The sequence below is a fragment of the Anabaena sp. FACHB-1237 genome (assembly GCF_014696225.1).
GTDB lineage: Bacteria > Cyanobacteriota > Cyanobacteriia > Cyanobacteriales > Nostocaceae > FACHB-1237.
On the sequence record NZ_JACJPV010000028.1, the window covers coordinates 1 to 24,560 of the forward strand.

The 24,560-nt window shown below is 35.4% G+C and carries 20 protein-coding genes and 1 pseudogene; 13 read left to right on the top strand and 8 right to left on the bottom strand.

Features of this window, described 5'->3' with window-relative positions; all coding sequences use genetic code 11:
- Positions 1-211 precede the first annotated feature (211 nt).
- The 4 genes from H6F32_RS13905 to H6F32_RS13920 all read left to right on the top strand — a co-directional run bounded on the left by H6F32_RS13905 (position 212) and on the right by H6F32_RS13920 (position 5,796).
- A complete protein-coding gene (locus tag H6F32_RS13905; protein WP_190369924.1) occupies positions 212-877 on the top strand; it encodes an HAS-barrel domain-containing protein in 666 nt (221 codons plus the stop codon).
- Positions 878-942: 65 nt separating this feature from the next.
- Complete coding sequence (locus H6F32_RS13910) at positions 943-3,144, top strand: cation:proton antiporter (protein WP_190369925.1); 2,202 nt, start codon at positions 943-945, stop codon at positions 3,142-3,144.
- A gap of 203 nt (positions 3,145-3,347) precedes the next feature.
- Positions 3,348-4,277 carry a UDP-glucuronic acid decarboxylase family protein gene (locus H6F32_RS13915; RefSeq protein WP_190369926.1) on the top strand — a complete coding sequence of 310 codons (930 nt, stop codon included), beginning with the start codon at positions 3,348-3,350 and terminating at the stop codon, positions 4,275-4,277.
- A 151-nt stretch (positions 4,278-4,428) separates the two neighbouring features.
- Positions 4,429-5,796 (top strand): UDP-glucose/GDP-mannose dehydrogenase family protein, encoded by a 1,368-nt coding sequence (locus H6F32_RS13920; RefSeq protein ID WP_190369927.1) that lies wholly within the window; start codon positions 4,429-4,431, stop codon positions 5,794-5,796.
- Between the two features lie 89 nt (positions 5,797-5,885).
- On the opposite strand, the gene H6F32_RS13925 is transcribed toward H6F32_RS13920, so the two are convergent.
- From H6F32_RS13925 to H6F32_RS13935, 3 genes and pseudogenes are all read right to left on the bottom strand, one after another.
- Positions 5,886-6,683 (bottom strand): DUF2993 domain-containing protein, encoded by a 798-nt coding sequence (locus tag H6F32_RS13925; RefSeq protein ID WP_190369928.1) that lies wholly within the window; start codon positions 6,681-6,683, stop codon positions 5,886-5,888.
- Between the two features lie 278 nt (positions 6,684-6,961).
- Positions 6,962-7,243 (bottom strand): annotated as a pseudogene (tnpA, locus tag H6F32_RS13930) (IS200/IS605 family transposase); the annotation flags it as partial.
- Positions 7,244-7,622: 379 nt separating this feature from the next.
- Positions 7,623-9,203 carry an NCS2 family permease gene (locus tag H6F32_RS13935; RefSeq protein WP_190369929.1) on the bottom strand — a complete coding sequence of 527 codons (1,581 nt, stop codon included), beginning with the start codon at positions 9,201-9,203 and terminating at the stop codon, positions 7,623-7,625.
- Between the two features lie 50 nt (positions 9,204-9,253).
- Here H6F32_RS13935 and H6F32_RS13940 point away from each other — a divergent pair, with 50 nt between their 5' ends.
- The 3 genes from H6F32_RS13940 to H6F32_RS13950 all read left to right on the top strand — a co-directional run bounded on the left by H6F32_RS13940 (position 9,254) and on the right by H6F32_RS13950 (position 12,635).
- Positions 9,254-9,877 (top strand): Rid family detoxifying hydrolase, encoded by a 624-nt coding sequence (locus tag H6F32_RS13940; RefSeq protein WP_190369930.1) that lies wholly within the window; start codon positions 9,254-9,256, stop codon positions 9,875-9,877.
- Between the two features lie 250 nt (positions 9,878-10,127).
- Complete coding sequence (gene purM, locus H6F32_RS13945; protein WP_190369931.1) at positions 10,128-11,153, top strand: phosphoribosylformylglycinamidine cyclo-ligase; 1,026 nt, start codon at positions 10,128-10,130, stop codon at positions 11,151-11,153.
- Between the two features lie 795 nt (positions 11,154-11,948).
- Entirely contained in the window at positions 11,949-12,635 is a 687-nt protein-coding gene (locus tag H6F32_RS13950; RefSeq protein ID WP_190369932.1) for a PHP domain-containing protein, read from the top strand.
- A gap of 49 nt (positions 12,636-12,684) precedes the next feature.
- Here H6F32_RS13950 and H6F32_RS13955 read toward each other — a convergent pair whose 3' ends face one another.
- Both H6F32_RS13955 and H6F32_RS13960 read right to left on the bottom strand, forming a co-directional pair.
- The gene (locus H6F32_RS13955; RefSeq protein WP_190369933.1) at positions 12,685-13,296 is read right to left on the bottom strand and encodes a peptidoglycan-binding protein; all 612 of its coding nucleotides are present in this window, start codon (positions 13,294-13,296) and stop codon (positions 12,685-12,687) included.
- Positions 13,297-13,655: 359 nt separating this feature from the next.
- On the bottom strand, positions 13,656-13,793 hold the full coding sequence (locus tag H6F32_RS13960) for a hypothetical protein (RefSeq protein WP_190369934.1): 138 nt from the start codon (positions 13,791-13,793) through the stop codon (positions 13,656-13,658).
- A gap of 344 nt (positions 13,794-14,137) precedes the next feature.
- Here H6F32_RS13960 and H6F32_RS13965 point away from each other — a divergent pair, with 344 nt between their 5' ends.
- Positions 14,138-15,385 carry a class I SAM-dependent methyltransferase gene (locus H6F32_RS13965; protein ID WP_190369935.1) on the top strand — a complete coding sequence of 416 codons (1,248 nt, stop codon included), beginning with the start codon at positions 14,138-14,140 and terminating at the stop codon, positions 15,383-15,385.
- A 253-nt stretch (positions 15,386-15,638) separates the two neighbouring features.
- On the top strand, positions 15,639-16,517 hold the full coding sequence (locus H6F32_RS13970; RefSeq protein WP_190369936.1) for an NAD(P)-dependent oxidoreductase: 879 nt from the start codon (positions 15,639-15,641) through the stop codon (positions 16,515-16,517).
- Between the two features lie 423 nt (positions 16,518-16,940).
- Here H6F32_RS13970 and H6F32_RS13975 read toward each other — a convergent pair whose 3' ends face one another.
- A complete protein-coding gene (locus H6F32_RS13975; RefSeq protein WP_190369937.1) occupies positions 16,941-17,462 on the bottom strand; it encodes a single-stranded DNA-binding protein in 522 nt (173 codons plus the stop codon).
- Positions 17,463-17,680: 218 nt separating this feature from the next.
- Positions 17,681-18,820 (bottom strand): bacteriohopanetetrol glucosamine biosynthesis glycosyltransferase HpnI, encoded by a 1,140-nt coding sequence (gene hpnI / locus H6F32_RS13980; RefSeq protein ID WP_242031138.1) that lies wholly within the window; start codon positions 18,818-18,820, stop codon positions 17,681-17,683.
- A gap of 40 nt (positions 18,821-18,860) precedes the next feature.
- Between hpnI and H6F32_RS13985 the strand changes: the two genes are divergently transcribed.
- On the top strand, positions 18,861-20,498 hold the full coding sequence (locus H6F32_RS13985; RefSeq protein ID WP_190369939.1) for a cyclic peptide export ABC transporter: 1,638 nt from the start codon (positions 18,861-18,863) through the stop codon (positions 20,496-20,498).
- A 542-nt stretch (positions 20,499-21,040) separates the two neighbouring features.
- Here the strand turns inward: H6F32_RS13985 and H6F32_RS13990 are convergent.
- A complete protein-coding gene (locus H6F32_RS13990) occupies positions 21,041-21,514 on the bottom strand; it encodes an SRPBCC family protein (protein WP_190369940.1) in 474 nt (157 codons plus the stop codon).
- A 231-nt stretch (positions 21,515-21,745) separates the two neighbouring features.
- Here H6F32_RS13990 and H6F32_RS13995 point away from each other — a divergent pair, with 231 nt between their 5' ends.
- From H6F32_RS13995 to H6F32_RS14005, 3 genes are all read left to right on the top strand, one after another.
- Positions 21,746-22,135: a metal-sensitive transcriptional regulator gene (locus H6F32_RS13995; protein WP_190369964.1), complete on the top strand. Its 390-nt coding sequence runs from the start codon at positions 21,746-21,748 to the stop codon at positions 22,133-22,135.
- Between the two features lie 64 nt (positions 22,136-22,199).
- Positions 22,200-23,033 (top strand): 2-succinyl-6-hydroxy-2,4-cyclohexadiene-1-carboxylate synthase, encoded by an 834-nt coding sequence (gene menH, locus H6F32_RS14000; protein WP_190369965.1) that lies wholly within the window; start codon positions 22,200-22,202, stop codon positions 23,031-23,033.
- An 848-nt stretch (positions 23,034-23,881) separates the two neighbouring features.
- A complete protein-coding gene (locus H6F32_RS14005) occupies positions 23,882-24,520 on the top strand; it encodes a hypothetical protein (RefSeq protein ID WP_190369941.1) in 639 nt (212 codons plus the stop codon).
- Positions 24,521-24,560: the final 40 nt, after the last annotated feature.

The window sequence follows — 24,560 nt, forward strand, 5'->3', positions numbered from 1 at the left end:
TAATGGAGCTTTGGGGATTTTCCTCAAGGCAATGTGGGATACCACCTTTATCAACTCAGTTGGTAATGTTGTACTGGACCTTCACGATATCTCAGATGTCAGGGAATGTCTCGGTTAAAAGTATCAGCAGGGAACAGAGAACAGGGAATAAAAAAGTCCTCTTAGTATTCTGACTACTGACTCCTAACTACTAACTACTGACTACTGACTTATGCGTCTACCCTTACCACAATTTGCTATAGGAGAACGTCATCCTCATCATATTGCAGAAGTCATCGAAACTAGCACTATGGAATTTTTAGCCCAGTGTTTAGAACCTGATGATTTAAGTTTCCCACCAATGCCACCTTTTGGTAGTTGGGTTTGTGCTAAAGACGAAGAATCCAATAATCTAGTTTATGGGGTAGTTTATCATGCTACCACTATGCCTATAGATTCTGTCCATCGAGCGGTAGCTATGGGTTTATCTTTGGAAGCTTTGCGGGAAGAACAACCCCAAATTTTTGCTATGTTAAAAACTGAGTTTAAAGCTATTATTGTCGGTTTTAGAGCTTTGGAATTTTCACAAAATCAAAATAATGTTAATAAACGCATTTATCAATATTTACCACCTCGGCCTCCACAAATTCATCAAGCTGTTTATATCTGTGAACCTACCGCCATTATTGAATTTACTGAACAACTAGATTTTTTACAAACCTTACTACTAGTCAGTGGTGTAACTGTGGAATCTTTAATAGCTGCTACGATTAGACAAATCTATCAATTACGAAAGCATGATCGACAATGGTTAATTAAAGCTGGTAGATACCTGAGTTTATTACTCAAAGATGATTATGATCGTTTACGCTTGATTTTAAGTCAAATTCAGTCTTGAAGTGATAATTGGTAATTGGTAATTGGTAAAATATATTTTTTCCTGCTCCTGACTCCTCTGATATTATGAAATCTCTGTCATTTATTTTGGCTTTAGAACCTACTCAATTTTGGAGACAGTATATTTTTCCTTTCGCTATTTTACTATTAGTAATTTTAGTAGTTCATAAGGTGGTGGAAAAATTAAAATTACCGGGTTTAGTAGCTTTAGTAACTGCGGGAATAGCTTTAGGTTCATCAGGTTGGCATTTGCTTGAGTCTTCATCTCCTATGATAAGTCTCTTATCTAATATTGGTTTAGATTATTTAATATTTATCACGGCTTTAGAATTTGATTTACAACTTTTTCGCTATGATAAATTACCAGTTTTGATATTTACTATTTTTACTCTCATTTTATCTTTGACTGGCGGAATTTTGTTAGGCAAATTTCTGAATTTATCTCATATTAATTCTATATTTATCGGTATTAGTATTGCTGCTTATACTCCTTTAGCATACCCCCTTATTAGCGGTTGGGGTGTTCTAAAAAGTCATGCTGTTAAGGTAACTATGACTGCTAGTTTAATTACTAATTTAGCTAGTTTAATTATCTTGGTTTTATGTATTAAGTTTGATCATTTCCCTAATTTTGAGATTAATTATTTAATTAGTAAACTAATTGGTATAGCTATTTATTTATTACTGATTTTAGTGGGATTAAATTTTCTGGGACAGGAATTTTTTAAACATATTGGTGATTATGATGATAGAAAGTTTGTTTTTGTGATTTTATCTATTTTTATATCAGTACTAGGGGCAGAATTAATCGGTATTGAAAAAATTTTAGGTTTGTTTTTAGCTGGTTTAGCGATTAATGCTACTCTGGGAGATGGTGCTGTTAAGGAAAAGTTACTTTTTATTGGTAATGTTGTATTTATACCTATTTTCTTCGTTTGTCTAGGTTTAAAAATTGATGTCAACACTATTATTAATAATCACCAAATTATCACTTTAGCTATTTTGATGTTTTTCAGTTTATTTATTACTAAATTTATTGCAGCTTTATTTACAAAACTATTCTATAGATATCAATGGACAGAAACTTTAATGATGTGGTCTTTATCAATTCCTGTGGTGGGAATAATATTAACTGTAGCTATGGAAGGTTTACGGGTTGGTTTGTTATCCACAGAATTATTTTATAGTATGATTATTCTGATGTTGATGACTTCGGTTTTTAGCCTTTGGTTAACTAGTAAATTGGGTTTATGTTTAACTAATACGTTTGTAAATCAATCCGTAAATCAATCTATTAATATAAATTTATTTGTACCTCAACAAAAGTTAGAAAATGAAAATTTTACTGTGATTGTACCACTATATAATCCTCAAAATCAGCAAAATTTAATGGAAATGGCCGCTTTGTTGTCTAAACCATGTCAAGGTAAGGTTATTCCTTTAGCGATCGCTCATGCTACTGCTAAAATGAATACTAAAAATTTGTCAATAGCATACCAACGCTGTGAACTCTTATTAGCAAAAGCCATGAGTCAAAGTAGATTCTTAGGAATTAATATAGAACCGTTAATAAGAATAGATGATAATTATGCACCTGCTATTGTTAGGGCTGCACGAGAACAAAAAGCCAATTTAATTATTATGGGTTGGGGTAAACGTGATGGTTTAAGACAGCGTTTATTTGGTAGTCTGATAAATGATGTTTTATGGTCTGCTCATTGTCCTGTAGTGGTAGCGCGATTGGTTGATTCGCCTAAAAGAATTAGACGTATTCTTTTACCTATAGAAAATCTACTTAGACCAAGGTTAGAAACTATTAATTTTGCCCAAAAGTTAGCAGATGCTAATCAAGCTCACTTAACTTTATTGAATGTGTGTATTAATGAAACTAGGAATTTTCCTGGGATATTACCAAGTAGAAAATTAAGCAATAGTGATGATCAAATAAAAAGTAGGCGATCGTATATTTATAAACTTTTATCTCCCTTGAGCCTATCCATATTACCAGAAGTACAAGTCATCACCCATGACAATTTACCCCAGGCCATTTTACAAGCTGCTAGATTATATGATTTAGTGATATTTCCCTTTACTCGACAGCATAATAGTCCTGGATCATTACCCATCAATGATCTTACTACCCAACTGACAAAACAACTAACTTGCTCAGTGATAATTTTGGCAGAACCACAATATCCTAATATCACAGTCTCACAAATGGATCTATCAATCATCAATCCTCAAAAGTTGAATTTTACATCATCCTAGAGAGTGCAGAGTGCACTGTGTAGGTAACCAGACGTGAAAATTCTCTATTCTCACTACCGTACGGGCGAACGGTTGCTCGCTCCAACTTCTCGATCTTCTGTTATAATTCTTCCCTAATATGTTATAAGCTATTGCGGTAGTAAACATAAAAAAGCAAAATAGCAATTGTATCTCAACTAGAAAAATACTCCCAAAATCAACTTATGCGAATTTTAGTCACTGGTGGTGCTGGTTTTATTGGTTCTCATCTCATTGATAGACTGATAAATGAAGGTCATGAAGTCATCTGTTTAGATAACTTTTACACAGGCCGTAAACAAAACATCCTCAAATGGTTAGATCATCCTTTGTTTGAAGTTATTCGTCATGATATTACTGAACCAATACGTTTAGAAGTAGATCAAATATATCATTTAGCCTGTCCTGCATCCCCAGTACATTATCAATATAATCCCATTAAAACCGTGAAAACTAATGTCATGGGGACATTAAATATGCTAGGTTTAGCTAAACGAGTCAAAGCTAGATTTTTATTAGCTTCTACCAGCGAAGTATACGGAGATCCTGAAATTCATCCCCAAACAGAAGAATATCGCGGTAGTGTCAACCCCATCGGTATTCGTTCTTGCTATGACGAAGGTAAACGAGTAGCTGAAACTCTGTCTTTTGACTACTACAGAGAAAATAACGTGCAAATTCGCGTGGCCAGAATTTTTAATACCTACGGTCCGAGAATGTTAGAAAATGATGGTCGGGTAGTCAGTAATTTTGTGGTACAAGCGTTAAAAGGAATACCTCTCACTGTTTATGGAGAAGGACAACAAACCCGCAGTTTTTGTTACGTTTCTGACTTAGTAGACGGGTTAATAAAATTAATGAATGGTGAAAACACAGGACCGATAAACTTAGGTAATCCTGATGAATATACCATTTTAGAACTAGCACAAACTGTGCAAAACTTAATTAATCCTAACGCAGAAATCAAATTTGAACCTTTACCATCAGATGATCCCCGCCGCCGTCGTCCTGATATTACGAAGGCAAAAACCCTATTAAATTGGCAACCTACCATTCCTTTACAATCAGGGTTAAAACTAACAATAGAAGATTTTCGGGAGCGCGTGGGTAAATAAGGAGTCGGTAGGGGCGAACGGCCATTTGCCAGAAGTCAGAATAAAGAATTTCAACTTTTCAATGCATGAATTTTCCCCGCACTTACTCCTTATCTGTGCGTTTACTAACACATTAACAAAATCAAACTCAAATTAAATTAGGAATAAAAAAATGCGTGTTTGTGTCATTGGTACAGGTTATGTCGGTTTAGTTACAGGAGCTTGTTTAGCTCATGTTGGACATGATGTTATTTGTATAGATAATAATGAAGCAAAAGTTAATTTAATGAAGTCTGGCCAGTCCCCCATTTTTGAACCTGGACTTTCGGAAATTATGCAAGGTGCTATTAGTAATGGCAAAATTCAGTTTTCCAGTGATCTAGGTGCTGGTGTAGCCCATGGAGAAATTCTGTTTATTGCTGTGGGTACACCACCTTTACCTAATGGCGAAAGTGATACCCGTTATGTAGAAGCTGTAGCGCGTGGCATTGGAGAAAATCTCACTGGTGGTTATAAAGTCATCGTTAATAAGTCTACCGTCCCCATAGGTTCAGGCGACTGGGTAAAAATGATTATTTTAGATGGTCTTGCGGAACGTCAAAAACAAACTGGTGAAAATAGATCAGATATCGCTAATAGTTTTGATGTGGTGAGTAACCCAGAGTTTTTACGGGAAGGTTCGGCTATATATGATACCTTTAATCCTGATAGAATTGTTTTAGGAGGAAACAGTGAACAAGCGCTAGGGATGATGAAAGAACTTTATACGCCCATTGTGGAACGTCAATTCGCCGAAGATAAATCTTTGCCACCTGTACCTGTACTGGTGACAGATTTAAGTTCAGCCGAAATGATTAAATATGCAGCTAATGCATTTTTGGCGACAAAGATTAGTTTTATTAATGAAGTTGCCAATATTTGCGATCGCGTTGGTGCAGATGTTACTCAAGTTGCAAAAGGTATTGGTTTAGATTCGCGTATTGGTAACAAGTTTTTGCAAGCTGGTATAGGTTGGGGTGGTTCTTGTTTCCCTAAGGATGTTTCTGCTTTAATTCATACTGCGGATGACTATGGTTATGAAGCGCAACTGATGAAAGCGGCTGTAACGGTTAATGAAAAGCAGCGTTTAATAGCCTTGGAAAAACTACAACAGGCTTTAAAAATTCTTAAAGGTAAAACGATTGGTTTATTAGGATTAACATTTAAACCAGATACCGATGATTTACGAGATGCTCCCGCACTAAATTTAATTGAACAACTTAACCGTTTAGGAGCAAGAGTTAAAGCCTATGATCCCATTATTTCCCAGACAGGAATGCGTCATGGACTTTCTGGAGTGTTAGTAGAAACGGATGCTGAAAGATTAGCAGATAGTTGTGATGCTTTAGTTTTAGTCACAGAGTGGCAACAATTTAGTACCTTAGATTATGGTAAAATGGCCAAACTGATGAGTCATGCAGTGATGATAGATGGACGTAACTTCTTAAATCCGCAGCAGATGACTAAGGCAGGATTTCAATATATAGGTGTAGGTAGGTAAGTAAAGTGCGGGGTCCGGGGTGCAGAGTGAAAATTTTTGATTCTGACTCCCGTAGGTGCGAACGGGCGAGCGGCCGTTCGCCCCTACTCCTATGAAACAGTTTTCGGAATCCGTTCAATTTCGGCGTATCCGCTAAAAACTAATCTCTCTCCTTGGGTTTCTAAACGATTTAACCGCAGTTTTACTCCATCTAAATCAAAACGGTCTAAATCAACCATATTGTCTAAAATTTCCACTAGTGCCAAACTTAAACTTTGAGAAATTTCTCTTTGTGCTTCTGGTATTTGCTCAAGTTGAATTTCCGGGTTTTTAAAAGAAACTCGTCTTCTTTTTTCAATCCCGATACTTAAAATCATATTTAGAGGTATAAGTTTTTCGTTACCCAAATCAGCCTGTGCTGACAGTTGTAAGCGATTATTTGGTAAGAGTTTAACAGTAACTTCAGTAAAAGAAACTGGGTGATTGTCAGAGAAAGCGATTAAAGTGGGTTGTGTGAGATTAATTAACCGTTTTTTGACTAATTCCGATTGAAAAGAGCGATTTATGTTTGTTTCCGATAAAACTACTTGAGCTACTGCTTGGGTAGGTTGTTTGAGGGTGAGTTTACCACTTAAAACCGAGGCGAAGTCAATGGCCACAGCATCAGTTTCAAAAGACATTTCCTCAACGCCGAAATCCCTACGAATGACTAAGCCAGAACCGCTCATTTTAAAGCTATCAATACTGCCTTGCAGAAGTTTGCTGGAGGGATAGCACCGTACTAAAACTTCTACTGACTCGCTTTTGGTGAACAAATGGCGAATCGTTTGGCTGGCGACTGTGTTGAGCATTCGCTCTCCCCAATCTGTGCCTTTAGGATCTGTAAAACCAGTAAGTCCGCCTAACATGAGAATTTGGGTCGCTAGAAGTTATTTGTACTTTTGTAACAAATTGTGAAGATTTTTGCAAGCGATCCCCATCTTTTCCCTATATTTGTTCTTCTGATGATTGCTACAACTAAATATTAACTGTCAGGTATTAACCATCGGCTATCAGGGGCGTTGCTCAATTGGGGTATGATTTTGATTTATTAGCGATGGCAGCGATCGCCTTACGCAGAGCGTGTCGTAGAAAAGGCATCGGACTATTTTCTGACCGAAAATAATGGGATACAAGCCCCGTCCTTCTAGGAAGGCTTTTCTTGATTTTTGATATACTCCTTTAATATCTCTAGCGGCGCACCTCCTACGGAGATAGCAAAATAACTGGGACTCCATAATGCTTCGTTATGGGGTTTTTATAGCCGCCCATACCTACGACTAGATACGCCTTTTAAAGCATTTACTATCTGGGAGATAGATAGTTTGGGCGGATACTCAATAAGTGCATGAACGTGATTATCTTCACCATTAAACTCAAGCACTTGAAAATTCATTTTTTCAGCCACTTCTCGAAATGATTTTTCAATGTTATTAGTAGATGGGAAGCAACAAGTCAAGTTGGCTCTGAATGTGGATACAAATGGGGTAAACTTGATTTAAAAATTCGGAAAATTCAGTGTTTAAACCCACCTTCCGCACCCTAAACTGTCACACAACGAAAAATGGTCATTTAGGGATTTGAGATTGGCGATCGCTACCTAAACTTTAGACCATTTTGTATTAAAATTATCCTCAAAGGTCTTCAAAAATCCGAAATTACCGATTGTGACACTGGGGGGTGCGGAATGTGGGATCTAAATGCCGCAATTAATTTATCGCGTCTGGCTAAAGCGTGTAAGTCTACTGAGGGATAACCGCTCCCATGCTCCCATGCTCCCATGCTCCCATTGAAGTAGAAAGTAAAGTCTAGTTTTGTCTAGGTTTTATATAGCAGACATAAAAGAACAAAATAGCCAGTAAAACATAACCCACAGCCCAACTAGAGCCAGTTCCCCAACCCAAATTAACCACAGTATCCGCAATAGTCCATTGATAACTGTGCATTAACCCCACCCAAGATAAACCAGCACCACCCAAGGACCAATAAGCAGCTTGACGAAAATCCCGTTCAATAATAAAAACCGTAATGGCGGCTAAAATCATCGCTGAAAAGATAAAACCCTGTTCTAAAGCAAAAGCCCCATGAATATAGGTATCACTTAACTTAAACTGTTCAATTAAAGCAGGTGTAAATGGTTTCTCCACAGTGCCTAAACCCGCGGCACGCAGGGCATTTTTAGCGATTAATGTTCCCCATCCTGCAATACCTGGCAACAAGCCTACAACCACTGCTGGGGCGTGATGAGAGGGTGTGGCGGTGAAACTTTGAGCGACAATTACAATACCTATCCATAGGACAATGGCCATACCTGCTTCTATAGGAACAAAATAGGCGAACATGGCAACAGTGCCACTTAAACAAAGAACACCCATAATCACACCATTACCAATAGAATAACCTACTCTTGCTCCTAATGCTTTCCATCCAGGATGACCAATATAGATAGTAGTGGGAAAACAAGAACCACAAACCGCAGCAACGATAGTACCAATACCATTAGTAGCTAAAGCTGGTATTGCAGGATACCTATCTCCGGCTGCTTCAGCACTTTCTAGGTTTTGAATACTACCAACTAAGTTAAATAATCCCATTGGTAAAATAATGCTAAAATATTCTACTAAAACCGTGCGACTTGCCCAAAGTTGTCCTAAAAATAGATTAGGAAAATAAAAGCCGATGGGTGTCATAGCTTCAGTAAATTTAGCATTATTCCACGTAGCTAAACCTGTTCCCCAGGATAGGGCAATGCCCAGTAATACAGCTAATAAACCTCCAGGTATGGGAAAATGTACTTTGCCAAAGTATGTGACAAGAATAACACCTAACGGAACTAAACCCACCACAGGATTAGCAAAGGTGCGAAATAAAAAGCCAATAGCAATAAATGTAATAGCGATACCGCTTAAAGTGGAAAGCATAGCAGCACGCGGCGCAATTCGTCGTAATGGGTTTACAATAAACGCACCAAAAAGTTCAATTAAACCTGAACCTAAACAGGCGACTAAGCCCGCTTGCCATGCTATTTCTGCTGCTTGTTCAGGAGATACACCTTTGGTTAATGCGGCTAATTTTACCGGTAGCATAACTAAAAATATATAAGCAAATAAACTAATAGTGTTGATACCATAAGGAAGGGCTGTAATATCATCGCGTTGTTCTTTTGTGCCTTGTTCTTTTGCTAACCAACCATAATAAAAATTACCGATAATCAGACTTAAGGCGACTCCGGGTAAGATTCTACCGTAGACTAGACCAGGGGCAAAACCTAGTACACCTTCGCATAAGCTGACTATTAATAATATTTGAATGAAGTTATCCAGAGCTAGGCCAAATAAGCCGTCTATATCTCTGCGAACAAACCAATGGGGGGTTTTTGGGCTTTCCATCTTGATATTTTGTTTGCATAATTTCTCGGTTTTAGGATATCAGGAAATGGATGGTTTCTCATACACGTAGAGGGAAAAGAAACTCCTATGGAAGAAAATTGTACATTGTTTATTATGCGCGACTTGTAGCAGTAGACTTAACCGGCACAAATATTTATGGAGCAACCTTTGAAAATGCTGACCTCACAGGTGCGATAATGCCAGATAGAGAAGTTTATACCACAGATATTAATTTAAACTTCCACCCAGAAAATGCACCCTTAGTAAAAGAGATAACCATGACTCGTGAAGTAATTCATACTGATAACGCACCATCACCCGTGGGTCCATATAATCAAGCCATTATCGCATCTGGAAAAATGCTATTTGTCGCTGGACAAATTGCCATTGATCCGCGTCTAGGTGAGGTAGTTTATAGAGATGATGTCATCAAACAAACAGAACAAGTAATGAGAAATATTGAAGCGATACTCACAGCAGCAGGAGCAACATTTAAAGATATAGTAAAAACTGGCGTATTTTTAGCTAATATGGATGATTTTGCCGCAGTAAATGGGGTTTATGCTCAATATTTTTCAGAAGATACAGCCCCAGCGCGTGCTTGTGTAGAGGTATCACGTTTACCTAAAAATGTCCTGGTAGAAATTGAATGTATAGCCGTTATTAGCCAGTAAAAATTTATTCATAGTTGGGTTTCTCTTTATTGAACCCAATCTACGAATAATCATTTTAATAATCACCTCTTAAGCTAATGTGCAGCACTCACTGTATAATTAAAAAACCTGAAGTTACAGTAGCACAAGCATCTTGCTTGTATTAATTATTCAAGTTAAAGGCACAACAGCTTATCAATTTATCCATGATCAATTATCCATTACCTGCTATAATTGGCTAATTGATAAATTGCTGATGGTGTGATTCGATATGGATTATCGGGATGCAGGTGTTGATGTTGAAGCAGGTAGAGCTTTTGTAGATCAAATTCGTAATCTGGTTCATAGTACCTTTAGAAAAGAAGTTTTAGGCGGATTGGGTGGTTTTGGCGGCTGTTTTCAACTTCCCACTGGTTATCAAGAACCAGTGCTAGTCTCTGGTACGGATGGTGTGGGTACAAAGCTGAAAATTGCCCATCTGCTCAATATTCATGATACTGTGGGTATTGACTTGGTAGCAATGTGTGTTAATGATGTTTTGACTTCTAGTGCTGAACCTTTATTCTTTTTAGATTATGTCGCTACAGGTAAATTAGATAAAGAACAATTAACCCAGGTTGTTTCCGGTATTGCTACTGGTTGTAAGTTAGCTGGTTGCGCTTTATTGGGTGGTGAAACTGCGGAAATGCCTGGTTTTTATCAAATTGGTGAATATGATTTAGCTGGTTTTTGTGTAGGTATTGCGGAAAAAAGCCGGATATTAGATGGTTCTCAGGTACAACTAGGCGATGTAGCTATCGGTTTAGCTAGTTCTGGTATTCATAGTAATGGTTTAAGTTTGGTTAGAAAGATTGTTGATGATGGTGGGTTTAGTTGGGATGATAAACCAACTTTATTAGATGGTAAAAGTCTAGGCGAAATCTTTCTTACTCCTACTAAAATTTATGTTAAATCAGTTTTGGATGCTTTAAGGTTGGATTTAGAGGTTCATGGTATGGCGCATATTACTGGAGGCGGTTTACCAGAAAATTTACCCAGATGTTTGGGTCAAAATCAAGCAATTAACATTAATTTGGGTAGCTGGGATATTCCTCCGGTGTTTAAATGGTTAGCTGAAGCAGGAAATGTTAATAGTGAAGCTATGTATAATACATTTAATATGGGTATTGGTTTTGTTCTATTAGTTCCACCTTCTCAAGCACAGCATACTATTAATCATTTTCATTCTCATGATATTTCAGCTTATTTAATTGGTGAAGTAACTCCTGGAAATGGGGAGTTATTGGGTTTAGACTAGCAAATGATTTGATATGTAGCGTTCAATCACTTAATGTTGTTCTGATAACTCAATATAGTCACTATATATCTGTGACTGCCGTGAAGTATAAGTAAGTAATAGACATTTGGTGGTAATTAATGTAGAGACGTTCTATAGAATGTCTCTACAAGGGTTGCAGAAAAGGCACATTTAATTTTCAGAACAGGTTTAATTGTTAATAATTGTTAGCTTTTGGGCTACTATTAACGTAAGTTGCCAGTTAGATGAAGTAGGGTGCGTCAGAATCTTAAAATTGGTGATTTTAACCTAAATTATCCTGCCTGACGCACCCTACAGACTACAAAATATCCGAAAATTAATAACTAGCAACTTGGGTTATTAATTCATCGGGGAAGAAAGCTATATGTGCTTCTAATTCCGGCTTTTTGTACCTCCATGGAGCGATTCTTGCTATAATGTTAGTGCTTTACGCTACTGGAAGGATTTTCAACACTGAATGCTAATTTGGTACGTTACAAAGATAGCTAACGTACCCTACTAATTTTTTATTTGCTTATAATTTATGCAAGTAAAATGCTGGCACCACTTTTGAAATTTGTCACAATGATCACGGAACTGGTTATAATTAACTGTTTGAAATTAATTTTGTTATTTGTGATAAAAGTCATTGAAAATACTCATCGCCGTTAACGTAAATATTTGCTAAGGTAGTGTTGATATATCGTAAACATCTATGGATGCTACTGAAGAAGTAGTTTTAACTGCCCGTTGGTTGTGTTTTCTGGAACAATGTCTTATGTATGTAGGGAAGTTATGGTTGTAAATTTTGCCCAGACTACGGTTTCTACTGAGTTACTCAAGCAAGTGTTTCTGAACATTAACGCAGAAAGTTGTCCTCTGTTTTTCAATTTTCATTTGCATACAATTCACTCTGATGGTAAGTTGCAACCTCATGAGTTAATAAGTCAAGCGATCGCTCATGGTTTACAAGGTTTAGCTATTACTGATCATCATAGTGTGGGTGGTTATCAAGTTGCTTTAAATTGGTTAGAAGAGTGGAGATGTAATCATCCTGATGATCATGCTCCCCATTTGTGGAGTGGTGTGGAAATTAACGCTAATCTTTTAGATGTGGAAGTGCATATTTTAGCCTACAGTTTTGATATTCAAAGCTCTAGTATAAAACCTTATGTTCAATCACAAGCTACTACAGGCAAATATTATCAAGCAGCTAATATTATTAGTGCTATTCATGATGCTGGAGGTTTAGCAGTGTTAGCACATCCAGCACGTTATAAAAAGTCGCTGTTTGATTTAATTCCGGCTGCGGTAGAATGTGGCATTGATGGTGTAGAGTCTTTTTATGCGTATAAAAATCCTAAACCTTGGTATCCTTGTGTTCAAGAAACTATGGATATACTTATGATGGCTTCAGATTATGAGTTGTACAATACCTGTGGTACTGATACTCATGGGTTAAGTATTTTACAACGATTATAGTTAACAGTCAACAGTTAACAGTTAACAGTCAACTGTCAACTGTCAACTGTCAACTGTCAATCCCTAAAACCCTACGAGTTTGTGGACCAGCTACCCCATCCACACGCAAACCATTACGTCTTTGAAAATTTCTTACCGCATAAACAGTTCCTGACCCATACACACCATCTGCCCTAATTCCCAAGGCTCGCTGAATTTTTCTAACTCTATGACCTCGTGCGCCATAACCTAAAGAAACCCGTCTTGCAGCACCATAACGACGATTATATCTGCGACTATGATAGCCAGGAGTATTACCAGTCCATCTTTCTGCTACATAATAACCTCGATATCGTCCTGTAGAAATTGTTGCATACCCATTACTAACGTTTCCTGTTTCTCCAATATATCTACCATTAGGTAAACAAGCTACTGAAGAACTATCTATACTTGGTTCAGTCCGCACATATAAACAACTACCATTAGTTCTTACATATTCTGCTGATGCAAATTGCATCTGATTAATTACAGCTAACAATACAGTAATACCAGCCATAGTTAACCAAGTAGAAGATTTAAAAAATTTCAACAAATTAAACTCCCATTGAGGAAGAATTAATTCTATATTTCCTGTTTTATCTTCATTTTCCATATACATATAAGAATATGCCATATATTCCATAATTACCCACTCCTTTATCTGGACTTTTGCAATAGTTTTTCTAGTTTTAACTAGATTTAATCTCTACTGATTTTATACTGATTAACTACTATCTACTAGCGGCTATATTCAGTTATTCAAACTGTCACATCAGGTATTTGTAATGAAATCATGAACTACCAGAATGTCAGCATTTAGCTATCAGTTATTAGCTATTAGTTTTCTTTAATACGATCCCCAACTTATTTTTGATTTAGTCAATAAATTATCAATAAATTAATTCACGACTTACGTAACTGGCACATTGGTAGGGTGCGTTATAACGTACCCTACAACAGATTTGTGGTGTGACACTTGCATAAGTCCTATAATTGACAAAATCAATGATCGAAATTATTGGCACTAATTGGTCTACCATAACGCCAAACTTCTACTTTTTTTGGAGTAACAAAATACGAAAAACTACCATTATCTACACTATATTTATTATCGCTGACTTGATCAGCAGGTAGCTTCAAAAAAAATCACTAGAATTTTGTTTTAACTGACCCATATAAAATAATTTTCGTTGTTACTAACAAACCTTAATATAGCGTTTTATAATCTAATGAAGTACAAAATTGGCTGCGCTTATCTGCGTCCATTTATGTTCAATTATTACTGCTTGTATTTCACTTGAATGGGAATAGCTATACTTGCTTTTGTTGTTTCTCCAGTAATTAATGTATTCCCAATACATTTATAACAATACATTTATAATATATAACATAATTGAGGCTTTGATCTTTTCATTGACTAATCATCCACAATTTGTGGGTGAAACTCTCATAATTCAAAAATCAATCTTATAACTTTTGTGATAATGCCGATAAATTTTTCTTCTTTCAATTCTCCTCACTTAGATTCTAATATACAACTTTGTCATACGATCGCTAACCGCATTATTACTAGTCCACAAAAGCGCATTACTTTTGCAGAATATATGGATCTAGTTTTATATGATCCCGATCATGGCTATTATACTAATGCCGTAAAAATCGGCTTTAAAGATAGTGATTTTTTCACCTCCGTAAATTTAAGTCATGATTTTGGGGAATTATTAGCTCAACAATTTTTACAAATGTGGGAAATTTTAGATCAACCTAGCATTTTTCACCTAGTAGAAATGGGCGCAGGCCAGGGAATTTTAGCCGAGCAAATTTTGCATTATATCCAACAAAATTATCCCGATTTCTTCCAATCATTGCATTACATAATTATCGAAAAATCACCGAGGTTACAGCAACAACAAAAACAACGTTTACAACATTTGATAGATAAATTACCTTTGCATTGGTATCAATGGTCAGATATAGCATATAAAGCGATAATTGGCTGTTTTTTTTCTAATGAATTAGTAGATGCTTTTCCAGTTCATCAATTCATCATAAAAGATGGTCAATTACAAGAAATTTATGTCACAATTACAGAAGAGGAAGAAAATAATCTAATTCCTCAATTCCAAGAAGAAATAGCAGCAGTGTCCACCAGTAAACTAGGAGAATATTTAGAGTTAGTGGGCATAGATGTTAGTCAATTTGATAGTAATGCCTATGAAAATGATTATCGCAGTGAGATTAATTTAGCGGCTTTACAGTGGTTGAGTATAGTAGCAGACTGCTTAAAGTCTGGTTATGTGTTAACAATTGATTATGGCTATCCTGCACATCGTTATTATCACCCCAGGCGATCGCAGGGAACATTACAGTGCTACTACCAACATCGTCATCATCACAACCCATACATCAATATTGGCAAACAAGATATTACCGCCCATGTTGATTTTACAGCTTTAGAAAATTGGGGTAAAAACTGTGGTTTAGACACAATTGGTTATACACAACAAGGGTTATTTTTAATGGCCTTGGGACTAGGAGAAAGATTAGCATATCTTAGTCAAACATCACAACCAATTGCTCAACCAATTTCTCAAATATTGCAACGTCGACAGGCATTACATCAACTAATTGATCCTACAGGATTAGGTAACTTTGGAGTATTAATCCAAAGCCAGGGACTCACAGAAACACAAAGATTACAGCCACTTCAAGGCTTAAAAATACCAGAGTAGAAACCACAGGTAAAACAAGAGCAAAAAAAGAGAAAAAATTAAAACTCTCTTTAACAATCCGGTATTTCTGTGAATTAGATTAGTATAACTAGAGATGAAAAGTCACACTCACAAAAAGGAACATCATAATGACTGCTCATGATCTGTTCGTACTAATTACTCTCCTTTCCCCTGGCATCTTACTTTCCGTAGTAATCATGGTGACATTTGCCGCAGGCGGTTAGATACAATTACTGACTAAGGAACATAAAAAATGAAGGTGGCATTTCTGGGCACAGGATTGATGGGACTACCGATGGCTCAAAGGTTATTAGCTGCTGGCGTAGAGTTAATAGCCTATAATCGCACCCCAGAAAAATTAGAACCACTACGGCAAGCAGGAGCGCAAATTGCTACTAAACCTCGGGAAGCAATTCGCTCTGCTGACTGTATCATTCTAATGCTTTCTAACGCCGCAGCTATTTATCATGTTTTATTAACAGACACTTCTTGGCATACTTTATCAGGACGTAGTGTGATCCAAATGGGAACTATTACACCTTTAGAAAGCCAAGAAATTAGAGATACAGTAGTTGCGGCTGGTGGCGAATATATAGAAGCCCCTGTACTTGGTAGCATTCCTGAAGCGACTATAGGCGAATTAATAGTTATGGTAGGAGGAGAAAGAGAACAGTATGAACGCCATTTAAAGTTATTACAAAATTTTGGCAAATCTCCTGTTTACATAGGTAATGTAGGTACTGCTTCTACTCTAACTTTAGCTTTAAATCAACTTATTGCTTCATTAACAACCAGCTTTGCTTTAAGTCTCGCTTTTGTACAATTGCAAGGTATTGATGTAGATTTATTTATGAGCATACTACGTGATAGCAAATTATATGCTCCTACATTCGATCAAAATTTGCAAAGAATGTTAGATGGTAATTACACAAATGCTAATTTAACCATCAAACAATTAATTAAAGAAGTAGATTTATTTATTTCTGAAGCTAAATCTGTTGGTTTAAATCTTAGTAGTATTGAAGGTGTTAAAGAGATTTTACATTCTACCATGAAAATGTCTTATCCTGAAGACGATTATTCTTCTGTATTTCCTGCAATTAGAGAATGGGGGGAAGTTAGCGGGGAATAGGTGATTGGTAATTGGTGATTGTAGAATAATCTCATTTTTGCGTAAATCCTGTTTATATTGTTTGATGTTTGAATATAAAATAACTATAATAAATAAATCAAGAATAAATTAAATATCACTACCGTAGTAGCACAAGCATCTTGCTTGTATTAATTATTCAATTTAAAGGCACAACAGCTTAGAATTCGGGGATGTGAACAACTTGATTAATGGTACGTTACGGCTGTAGCTAACGCACCCTACACATACTACAAATACCACAAATACTCAAGTCTTGCCTCTAGTTAACGGATGACAGAGATTTTTATTTTCAATTGATCAGTAACAATAAGTAAAATGAACATGAATAATTATTCACAATTTAGATCCCCGACTTCTTAAAGAAGTCGGGGATCTGGCAGTTACAATATACGCTACATTTTATTAAAATGGAATATCATCAGGATCAGGATTAACTGGTTCAGTATAGGCAGGCTGAACTGGTGCGGGTTGATAGGTTTGTTGATATGCTGGTTGTGGAGGTGTTTGTGGAACTGTTGCTGGAGGATAATAGGTAGGTTGTGCTGTTGCTTGTGCCACCGGAGTTTGTGCAGGTGGTGCAGTTCTCGTTGCTGTTGTTGTGGGGGAACTACTATGACTGCTGACTTGTCCAATTAAATGGATTCTTTGAATGGTTAAATCTGCACGTTTTTCCTTAAATCCTTCACTGCGTTCGATGGTATTCATGCCCAAACGCCCTTCAATGATTACGCGATCGCCCTGATGATAATTTTGATGCACTTCTTTGGCCAAATTTCCCCAACTAACCACTTTTAAGGGATGAGTGGGATCATCTGGCTTTGTTCCTGGTACATGAACGATCATTTCTGTAACTTCTAACCCGTCTGGTGTGTGACGCAGTTGAGGGTTATCATAGATTTCCACCATCAAAATACAACTATTCATCAAATTCTCCTGATTTTCCTATGCTTTTATAATTTAGTGAGAACTATCATCACAATGTACAACACTTGGCCAGCACATTGGTAGGGTGCGTCAGATATCAACAATCTGTTTATTTGTAGGAATGCAGTCTAACACACTATACAAAAGATTTTTGGCGTGACTATAAAAATATTCATTAAGACAACAATTATATCTATATCTCCGACTTCCTCAAGAAATCAGAGATATTTATCTTCCTGCTCTTTCAACATTACTAATTTACCACCTTTAACTAATGCAAACCTTTTACCCATCCATGTAATTTTATTACCAAAAAAGCTATAAATCCACATACTAAATCTTACCACATCCCAAACAGGAATCAACCAAAAATAGCGTTTAGTAACCTCATCATTAATCACCTTTATTCCTATTACCCAAGCCATGAAAAATCGGCATAACCAAGTAATAAATAAAAGGGTAATTCCCCATAAACTAAACTTACTAATAATCAATAAAATTAAACTAGAAATAGTACCAAAAGTAAACATTAAACCAGTATAACCTCCAGGACGAGAAACCCGAACACATTTAGCCCAACGAATTTGTCTATTGAGAGAATCTAAAAACTTACTTTTAGCTAAATTATGGGTAACTATATAATTAGATAAAATCACCTTATACCCTAATTGACTGGGTAAATATCCCAATTGATAATCATCTGCTAAATAATCAGATATACCTGCCAAACCACCAATTTCTAATAATACATTTTTGCGGATCACAATAGTAGAACCAAAGGCAAATTTTACCCCTTGTAATTGTTTACTGACTAAAATACAAGGTTGAAAATCCGTCGCTGTACCAATAGCTTCTAAAATTGCCGTTATTCCTGTAGCTTGGGAACGATATAAACAGGTAACAACTCCCACATTTTCATCTTGTAATGGTGGAATAATACTGTTTAAATAATCGCTATTTACCCGAATATCACTATCAGCAATAACTAAAATATCATATTTTGCTAAATCATAACCATTAGCAAGATTACTAATTTTTAAATTCGCGCCAATAATATCATTTTTAATCACCAAACTAATATCTTTATTTGGATATTCTTCAATCAATTTATGCACAATTTGTATAATTGGATCTTTTTCATCCCGTACAGTAAAAATAATTTGGTATTGCGGATAATCCTGTATAATAAAAGAAACTAAATTTTCATAACTGTCTGTATCTACTCCGCATAAAGGTTTGAGAATAGTTACAGGAGGATGAAAATTGGGGTTAATAGGATCAGAAAAATGGGAAAAAGCGATCGCTGCATAAACCCCATAGCAGTAAAATAAAATAGCTGATATAGATAAGATCAACATCAGCCCTTTTATTATTAAGAAAAACAGAGATACATCAATCATGAATTTAATCTACTTCCTGTTACGTTCGTCTTGGTTAATGGTAGTAATAGCTATTATTACAGGTTTTTTAAGTGGTGCTAGTAGTGCGGGACTTATAGCAGTTATTAGTAATGCAGCTAGTAAAAGCAATACATCTCCTTTATCTACCGTTGCTTGGGGTTTTTTAGGTTTAGTAATTGTGGCATTAATTACGGGGGTAATTTCTCAAATCATGCTGATTCGTTTATCACAAAATGCCGTTTTACAATTGCGAGTGCGGTTAAGTCAGCAAATATTAAATTCAGAATTAAGCCATTTAGAAAAATTAGGCAATCCCCGACTATTAGCAACCTTAACAGAGGATGTACAAGCCGTAGCTAATGCTGTTTATATCATACCTTTTTTGTGTATTGATTTATCAATGGCATTAGGATGTTTATTATATATCACTTGGTTATCATGGTTAGTTTTTATCATGGTTGTTACTTTGATGATAGTGGCCATTAGTAGTTGTAAATTGTTGTTAGATAAGGGAGAAAAATTACTAGCTGCTGCTAGAGAAGATCAAGATAGTTTATTTAAAGATTTTAGCACAATTACCGCCGGAATTAAAGAATTAAAATTACATTATCAACGTCGGCAATTTTTTCTCAGTCATCGTTTAGAAAATCATGCTAAACTATTTCTGCGTCATAATACTCAAGGTTTAACATTATTTGCTACTACCACAAGTTGGGGTAAATTAATCTTTTTCTTTGCTATTGGTTTTGTATTATTTGTTTTACCATATTTATTAACTATTAATGCTGCTACTTTATCGGGATATATTCTCACTTTTACTTATTTAATGTTACCAATGGATAATATTGCTAATAATTTACCATTAATTAGTAAAGCTAGTGTAGCATTACAAAAAATTGAATCTTTGGGTTTATCTCTTGCAAGTCGCAGTGAAAACGGCATTATTCCTACTGATAATATTATCAATTGGCAAAGTTTACAATTAGAAAATATTGTCCATAACTATTATACAGATCAAGATGATAGCAGTTTTACCCTTGGTCCAATTAATTTAACATTATATCCCCAAGAATTAGTATTCATTGTCGGAGGAAATGGCAGTGGAAAGTCATCTTTAGCTAAGTTAATTACTGGTTTATATATTCCTGAGTCTGGTAATATTATTTTTAATCAAGAGGTAATTTCTGATCGTAATAGAGAATGGTATCGTCAACATTTTTCGGTGATATTTTCTGATTTTTACTTATTTGATGAATTGTTTGGCTTAGGAAATAATTTAGGAGATAAAGAATTAGAAATTCAAGTACAAAAATATTTGCATAAATTACAACTGGATAAAAAAGTTAAGATAGAAAAAGGAGAACTTTCTACTATTTCATTATCCCAAGGACAAAGAAAAAGATTAGCATTATTAACAGCATATTTAGAAAATCGTCCTATTTATTTATTTGATGAATGGGCAGCAGATCAAGATCCCATCTTTAAAGATATATTCTATAATCAATTATTACCAGAATTGCGACAACAAGGTAAAACAATTTTAGTTATTAGTCATGATGATCATTATTTTCATTTAGCAGATAGAATCATTAAATTAGATTATGGTAAAATTGAATCTGATCATTATATAAAGTAGTACAAGCATCTTCCTTGCATCTCTTATCAAACTTAAATAATTGATTTATTGGGGCATAAAAAATGTAAAGATATTTATTTACTTGACTTATGCAGATTATACCATGTCCGAGTAATGACTTAGGATTAATATCATGTCGGTTCAATCACTTACGATATAGTTTAAGCTAATGTGCAGCACTCACTGTATAATTAAAAAACCTGAAGTTACAGTAGCACAAGCATCTTGCTTGTATTAATGATTCAAGTTAAAGGCACAACAGCTTATCATTGTATTGCCTTTTCCCAATTACCCATTACCAGCATCAACAAATATGATAAGTGTTCAAACGGACATGATATTAAATGCAACTTGTCTACAAGGGTTGTGTAAACCGCGCATCTAATTTCTGGAGATGTCAATGTTTGTGACGCTTAATCAATATAGATAAATGCTTTTATCAATAGTGAAATCTTATAAACCGTAAAATGCGTCAGAGTAGAGAAGATATTATGAATTGTGGCATCTGACACATTTTACAATACATATAATATAAAACTAATTTATGAAAGAGAGTTTTCTACGGATTCTATGAGACAACGTGCTACTCTATCTACATAAGGTCGTGATAGAAACCATATTAAGGGAGATAACCAACCTCGTAAAGTCACAGAATAAGATAAACAAGAACCACACACCATAGATTCTACTTGATAAGTGATGCGTTCTTCAATTCCAGGAATAGCGAGAACACGAATACTTAACATTTGTTTAGGGTTAACTCTTTCCACAAAGATGTGAATAGGAATAGGCCAAAACCTAGTCACAGCAAGAAAAATTAACCCTGGTTTGGGAACTAACCCTAATGGCACATTGGTACTTTTTAATAAAGGATGCCAGGAAACGTCTGTTAAATCAACTACTTTTTTCCATAGATCATCTACGGAAGCAGAACTAATTTCTCGATATGTTCGCATTAGCGAAGCGTAAAACCAACGACGTTGACGATGGATAACTTTGGAAAACCAATTTGGCACTATTTTGATCCTCCTGGTGACATTTTTCTTAGAACTTACGGAAGTATATATATTTTAATGTCTATCTCTTATTGCTGTTATTTATTTTCTTGATGTTGTTTATGTTTGCGGGCTTTTGATTAATGTTATCTATGTTTGCAGGCAAGATGCCTGCACTACTTTTGATGGATTTTATGTCAATGTGAGCTAGGATTTGATTAAGGTCAATCAATCTCACACTCTCATTCTATGATGAATGTAGCTAATCCATCAATTCGTGATTCTTCCTTAGTATCTGAACAGGAAGAAGAGTCTCGTGATCATCACCATGATGATCTCCATCATACATCAGTAGATTCTCTTCATCCTCATATTCACAGTGAAGAATCTTTAAAACGTATTGTTAATCGTCTTTCTCGTATAGAAGGTCATGTTCGGGGTATTAAAAGTATGGTACAACAAAATACCCCTTGTCCTGATGTTTTATTACAAATTGCCGCAGTACGCGGAGCTTTAGATAAGGTAGCAAGAATTGTCTTAGATGAACATTTAACTGAGTGTATTGCTAGAGCAGCACAAGAGGGAAATATAGATACAGAAATTGCACAGCTAAAAGCTGCTTTGGATAGGTTTCTCCCTTAAACTGTCAGCTTTCAGTTGTTAAGTTATGTTTGTTTCAGTAATTGTGGTTAAAATTTGACAAGTGATCCAAAATCAAAACTATCTTTGGAATTATTGTTTAATTGAACATTCGCAAAAACCTGTGATTTTGTTTTTACATGGTTTTATGGGGAATATTCATGAATTTTCCTCTGTCATTAATTTATTAAATGATGATTTTTCCTATCTTTGTGTTGATCTTCCTGGCCATGGTAAAACTCAAGTTTTACATGATGAATGTTATACTATGGAAAATACAGCGATCGCTCTTATTCATTTATTAGATAACTTACAAATTCATCAATGTTTTCTCATTGGTTATTCTCTGGGAGGAAGATTAGCTTTATATCTCACTCTACATTTTCCTGATAGGTTTATTAAGGTAATTTTAGAGTCTGCTTCCCCAGGTTTATTAACCCAAATTGCCAGGTTATCCAGAATTAAACATGATCAACAAATTGCTCGAAAATTAACCCGTATAGCTAATACATCTGAATTTTACAAATTTCTTGATTTTTGGTATCAACAACCAATTTTTGGCAATATTAAACATCAGCAATTTTATGAGAATATGTTAAATAGTCGTTTACAAAATAACCCTTTAACATTGGTAAAATCCCTACAATTCATGGGAACTGGGGTTCAACCTTGTTTATGGGATAAATTATTTGATAATATCATCTCTATATTATTAATTGTGGGAGAAAAAGACGATAAATTTGTCAATCTTAATCAAGAAATGTTGCAAAGTTCGCCATTATTAAAATTACAAATAGTTGCTAATGTAGGACATAATATACATTTAGAAAATACTAGTATCTTTGTGCAAAACATTAGACACTTCTTTGTTGAACTAAAAGGATGTCTTAAAAGTTTTTAATGTATATGGGACTTACGCAAGTGTGACACTAAAAAATCTGTTGAGTGGGTGCGTCAGATATCAACAATTTGGTTATTTACATGATTTATACTGTCTGGCGCGGTTGATGAGCTTGTCGAACCACACCCTACCAATGTGCCAGTTACGTAAGTCCTGGTATAAATAAACCCCCTTTGGTAAACCTCTCCCCAACATGGGAAGATCCTTTGAAACCCTTATTGCCTCCATTTAGTATATTTTTACTAAGTTAATTTGTCATATTTTGTACTCTTAATTAGATCCTATACTGCATTATCATTGGTGCAACAAATCAAAAAGTATCATAAAATACTAATCTTTAACATATTTGATGATATAAATGTCTACATGAGTTTTACTGATTTAAATTTTAATTGTATACAATATATATATATTATAATGATTTTTGTGGGAAATATACAGATATGTTAAAAATATTTAGATGATCCTAATCTTGAAATTGGGTTGTTTGAGAATCTCATTCAGGTAGGACTTACGCAAGTGTCACACTAAAAAATCTGTTGTCAGATATCAACAATTTGGTTATTTAGATGATTTATATTGTCTGACGTGGTTGGTGAGCTTGTCGAACCACACCCTACCAATGTGGCCGTTGCGTAAGTTCTGTCAGGATAAAACAAGGATTGTATAGATTATGGAATTTGCACTAAAATCACTACGAAGATAATCTGATAGGGTCGAGTGTGAGGTATGGTATTTTTTTTAGTCAATTGATCGTGAAATTACAGTTTAACGATAAAATTAATCCATTTCTTGTTGCGTCAAGGTTGACTACCTAAAAAATAGAGATAGAACTAGAGAGAGAATCTATGTTTCAACTGTTAAGCCGTGTATTACTCTGGCTATTACTTGCTGCTATAGCCTACACTTTATTCCAAAAATGGTATCCATCAGGCAATTTTGTCAGTCGCTTTGGTTTAGGAATTGTGATCGCTATTTTAGCTTTAGCTTTTCTCAATCCTGGTGAACCTGCTGTTGCTTCCTTATGGCGATTAATATCCTTTCCGCTTAAACCATTAGGTGCTGTGACATTAATGTTATTTTTAGCAGCGAAAAACATTAAAGATGGAGGAATAGGAAAACCAGGAGGTTATTTGTTAGGATGGTCTTTAGCTATTTTACTCCTATCTAGTACGCCAGCGATCGCCTACTTCTTAGTTAGATCACCAGCAGCCAATGTTGGTAGTATTTATCCAGCAGATAATACCTCAACTGTAGTTATTGCCGCCAATAATACCTCCACTGTCTCCGATATACCAGCACAGATGATCATTTCCGCACAAAATCTGCAAATACCATCCTATTTATTACAAAACCCCCAACAAATTAATAACAGAGGTTTAAGAGTAGAAGACTTTGTTCCCAATGCGGAAACTTTACAACTGACAACACAAGTATGGGAAAGTTATCTTAACCAAATTTATATTTTCTTACGTGGTCGCCCTTAACCAACTAAAATTAGGGATAGGTGAAAACGGATTAGGAACA

Bases quoted from the DNA above. Each gene is read 5' to 3' on its own strand.
- H6F32_RS13905 (WP_190369924.1), top strand. From the start codon at position 212: ATGCGTCTACCCTTACCACAATTTGCTATAGGAGAACGTCATCCTCAT.
- H6F32_RS13910 (WP_190369925.1), top strand. From the start codon at position 943: ATGAAATCTCTGTCATTTATTTTGGCTTTAGAACCTACTCAATTTTGG.
- H6F32_RS13915 (WP_190369926.1), top strand. From the start codon at position 3,348: ATGCGAATTTTAGTCACTGGTGGTGCTGGTTTTATTGGTTCTCATCTC.
- H6F32_RS13920 (WP_190369927.1), top strand. From the start codon at position 4,429: ATGCGTGTTTGTGTCATTGGTACAGGTTATGTCGGTTTAGTTACAGGA.
- H6F32_RS13925 (WP_190369928.1), bottom strand. From the start codon at position 6,683: ATGTTAGGCGGACTTACTGGTTTTACAGATCCTAAAGGCACAGATTGG.
- H6F32_RS13935 (WP_190369929.1), bottom strand. From the start codon at position 9,203: ATGGAAAGCCCAAAAACCCCCCATTGGTTTGTTCGCAGAGATATAGAC.
- H6F32_RS13940 (WP_190369930.1), top strand. From the start codon at position 9,254: ATGGTTTCTCATACACGTAGAGGGAAAAGAAACTCCTATGGAAGAAAA.
- purM (WP_190369931.1), top strand. From the start codon at position 10,128: ATGGATTATCGGGATGCAGGTGTTGATGTTGAAGCAGGTAGAGCTTTT.
- H6F32_RS13950 (WP_190369932.1), top strand. From the start codon at position 11,949: ATGGTTGTAAATTTTGCCCAGACTACGGTTTCTACTGAGTTACTCAAG.
- H6F32_RS13955 (WP_190369933.1), bottom strand. From the start codon at position 13,296: ATGGAATATATGGCATATTCTTATATGTATATGGAAAATGAAGATAAA.
- H6F32_RS13965 (WP_190369935.1), top strand. From the start codon at position 14,138: ATGCCGATAAATTTTTCTTCTTTCAATTCTCCTCACTTAGATTCTAAT.
- H6F32_RS13970 (WP_190369936.1), top strand. From the start codon at position 15,639: ATGAAGGTGGCATTTCTGGGCACAGGATTGATGGGACTACCGATGGCT.
- H6F32_RS13975 (WP_190369937.1), bottom strand. From the start codon at position 17,462: ATGAATAGTTGTATTTTGATGGTGGAAATCTATGATAACCCTCAACTG.
- hpnI (WP_242031138.1), bottom strand. From the start codon at position 18,820: ATGTTGATCTTATCTATATCAGCTATTTTATTTTACTGCTATGGGGTT.
- H6F32_RS13985 (WP_190369939.1), top strand. From the start codon at position 18,861: ATGAATTTAATCTACTTCCTGTTACGTTCGTCTTGGTTAATGGTAGTA.
- H6F32_RS13995 (WP_190369964.1), top strand. From the start codon at position 21,746: ATGAATGTAGCTAATCCATCAATTCGTGATTCTTCCTTAGTATCTGAA.
- H6F32_RS14005 (WP_190369941.1), top strand. From the start codon at position 23,882: ATGTTTCAACTGTTAAGCCGTGTATTACTCTGGCTATTACTTGCTGCT.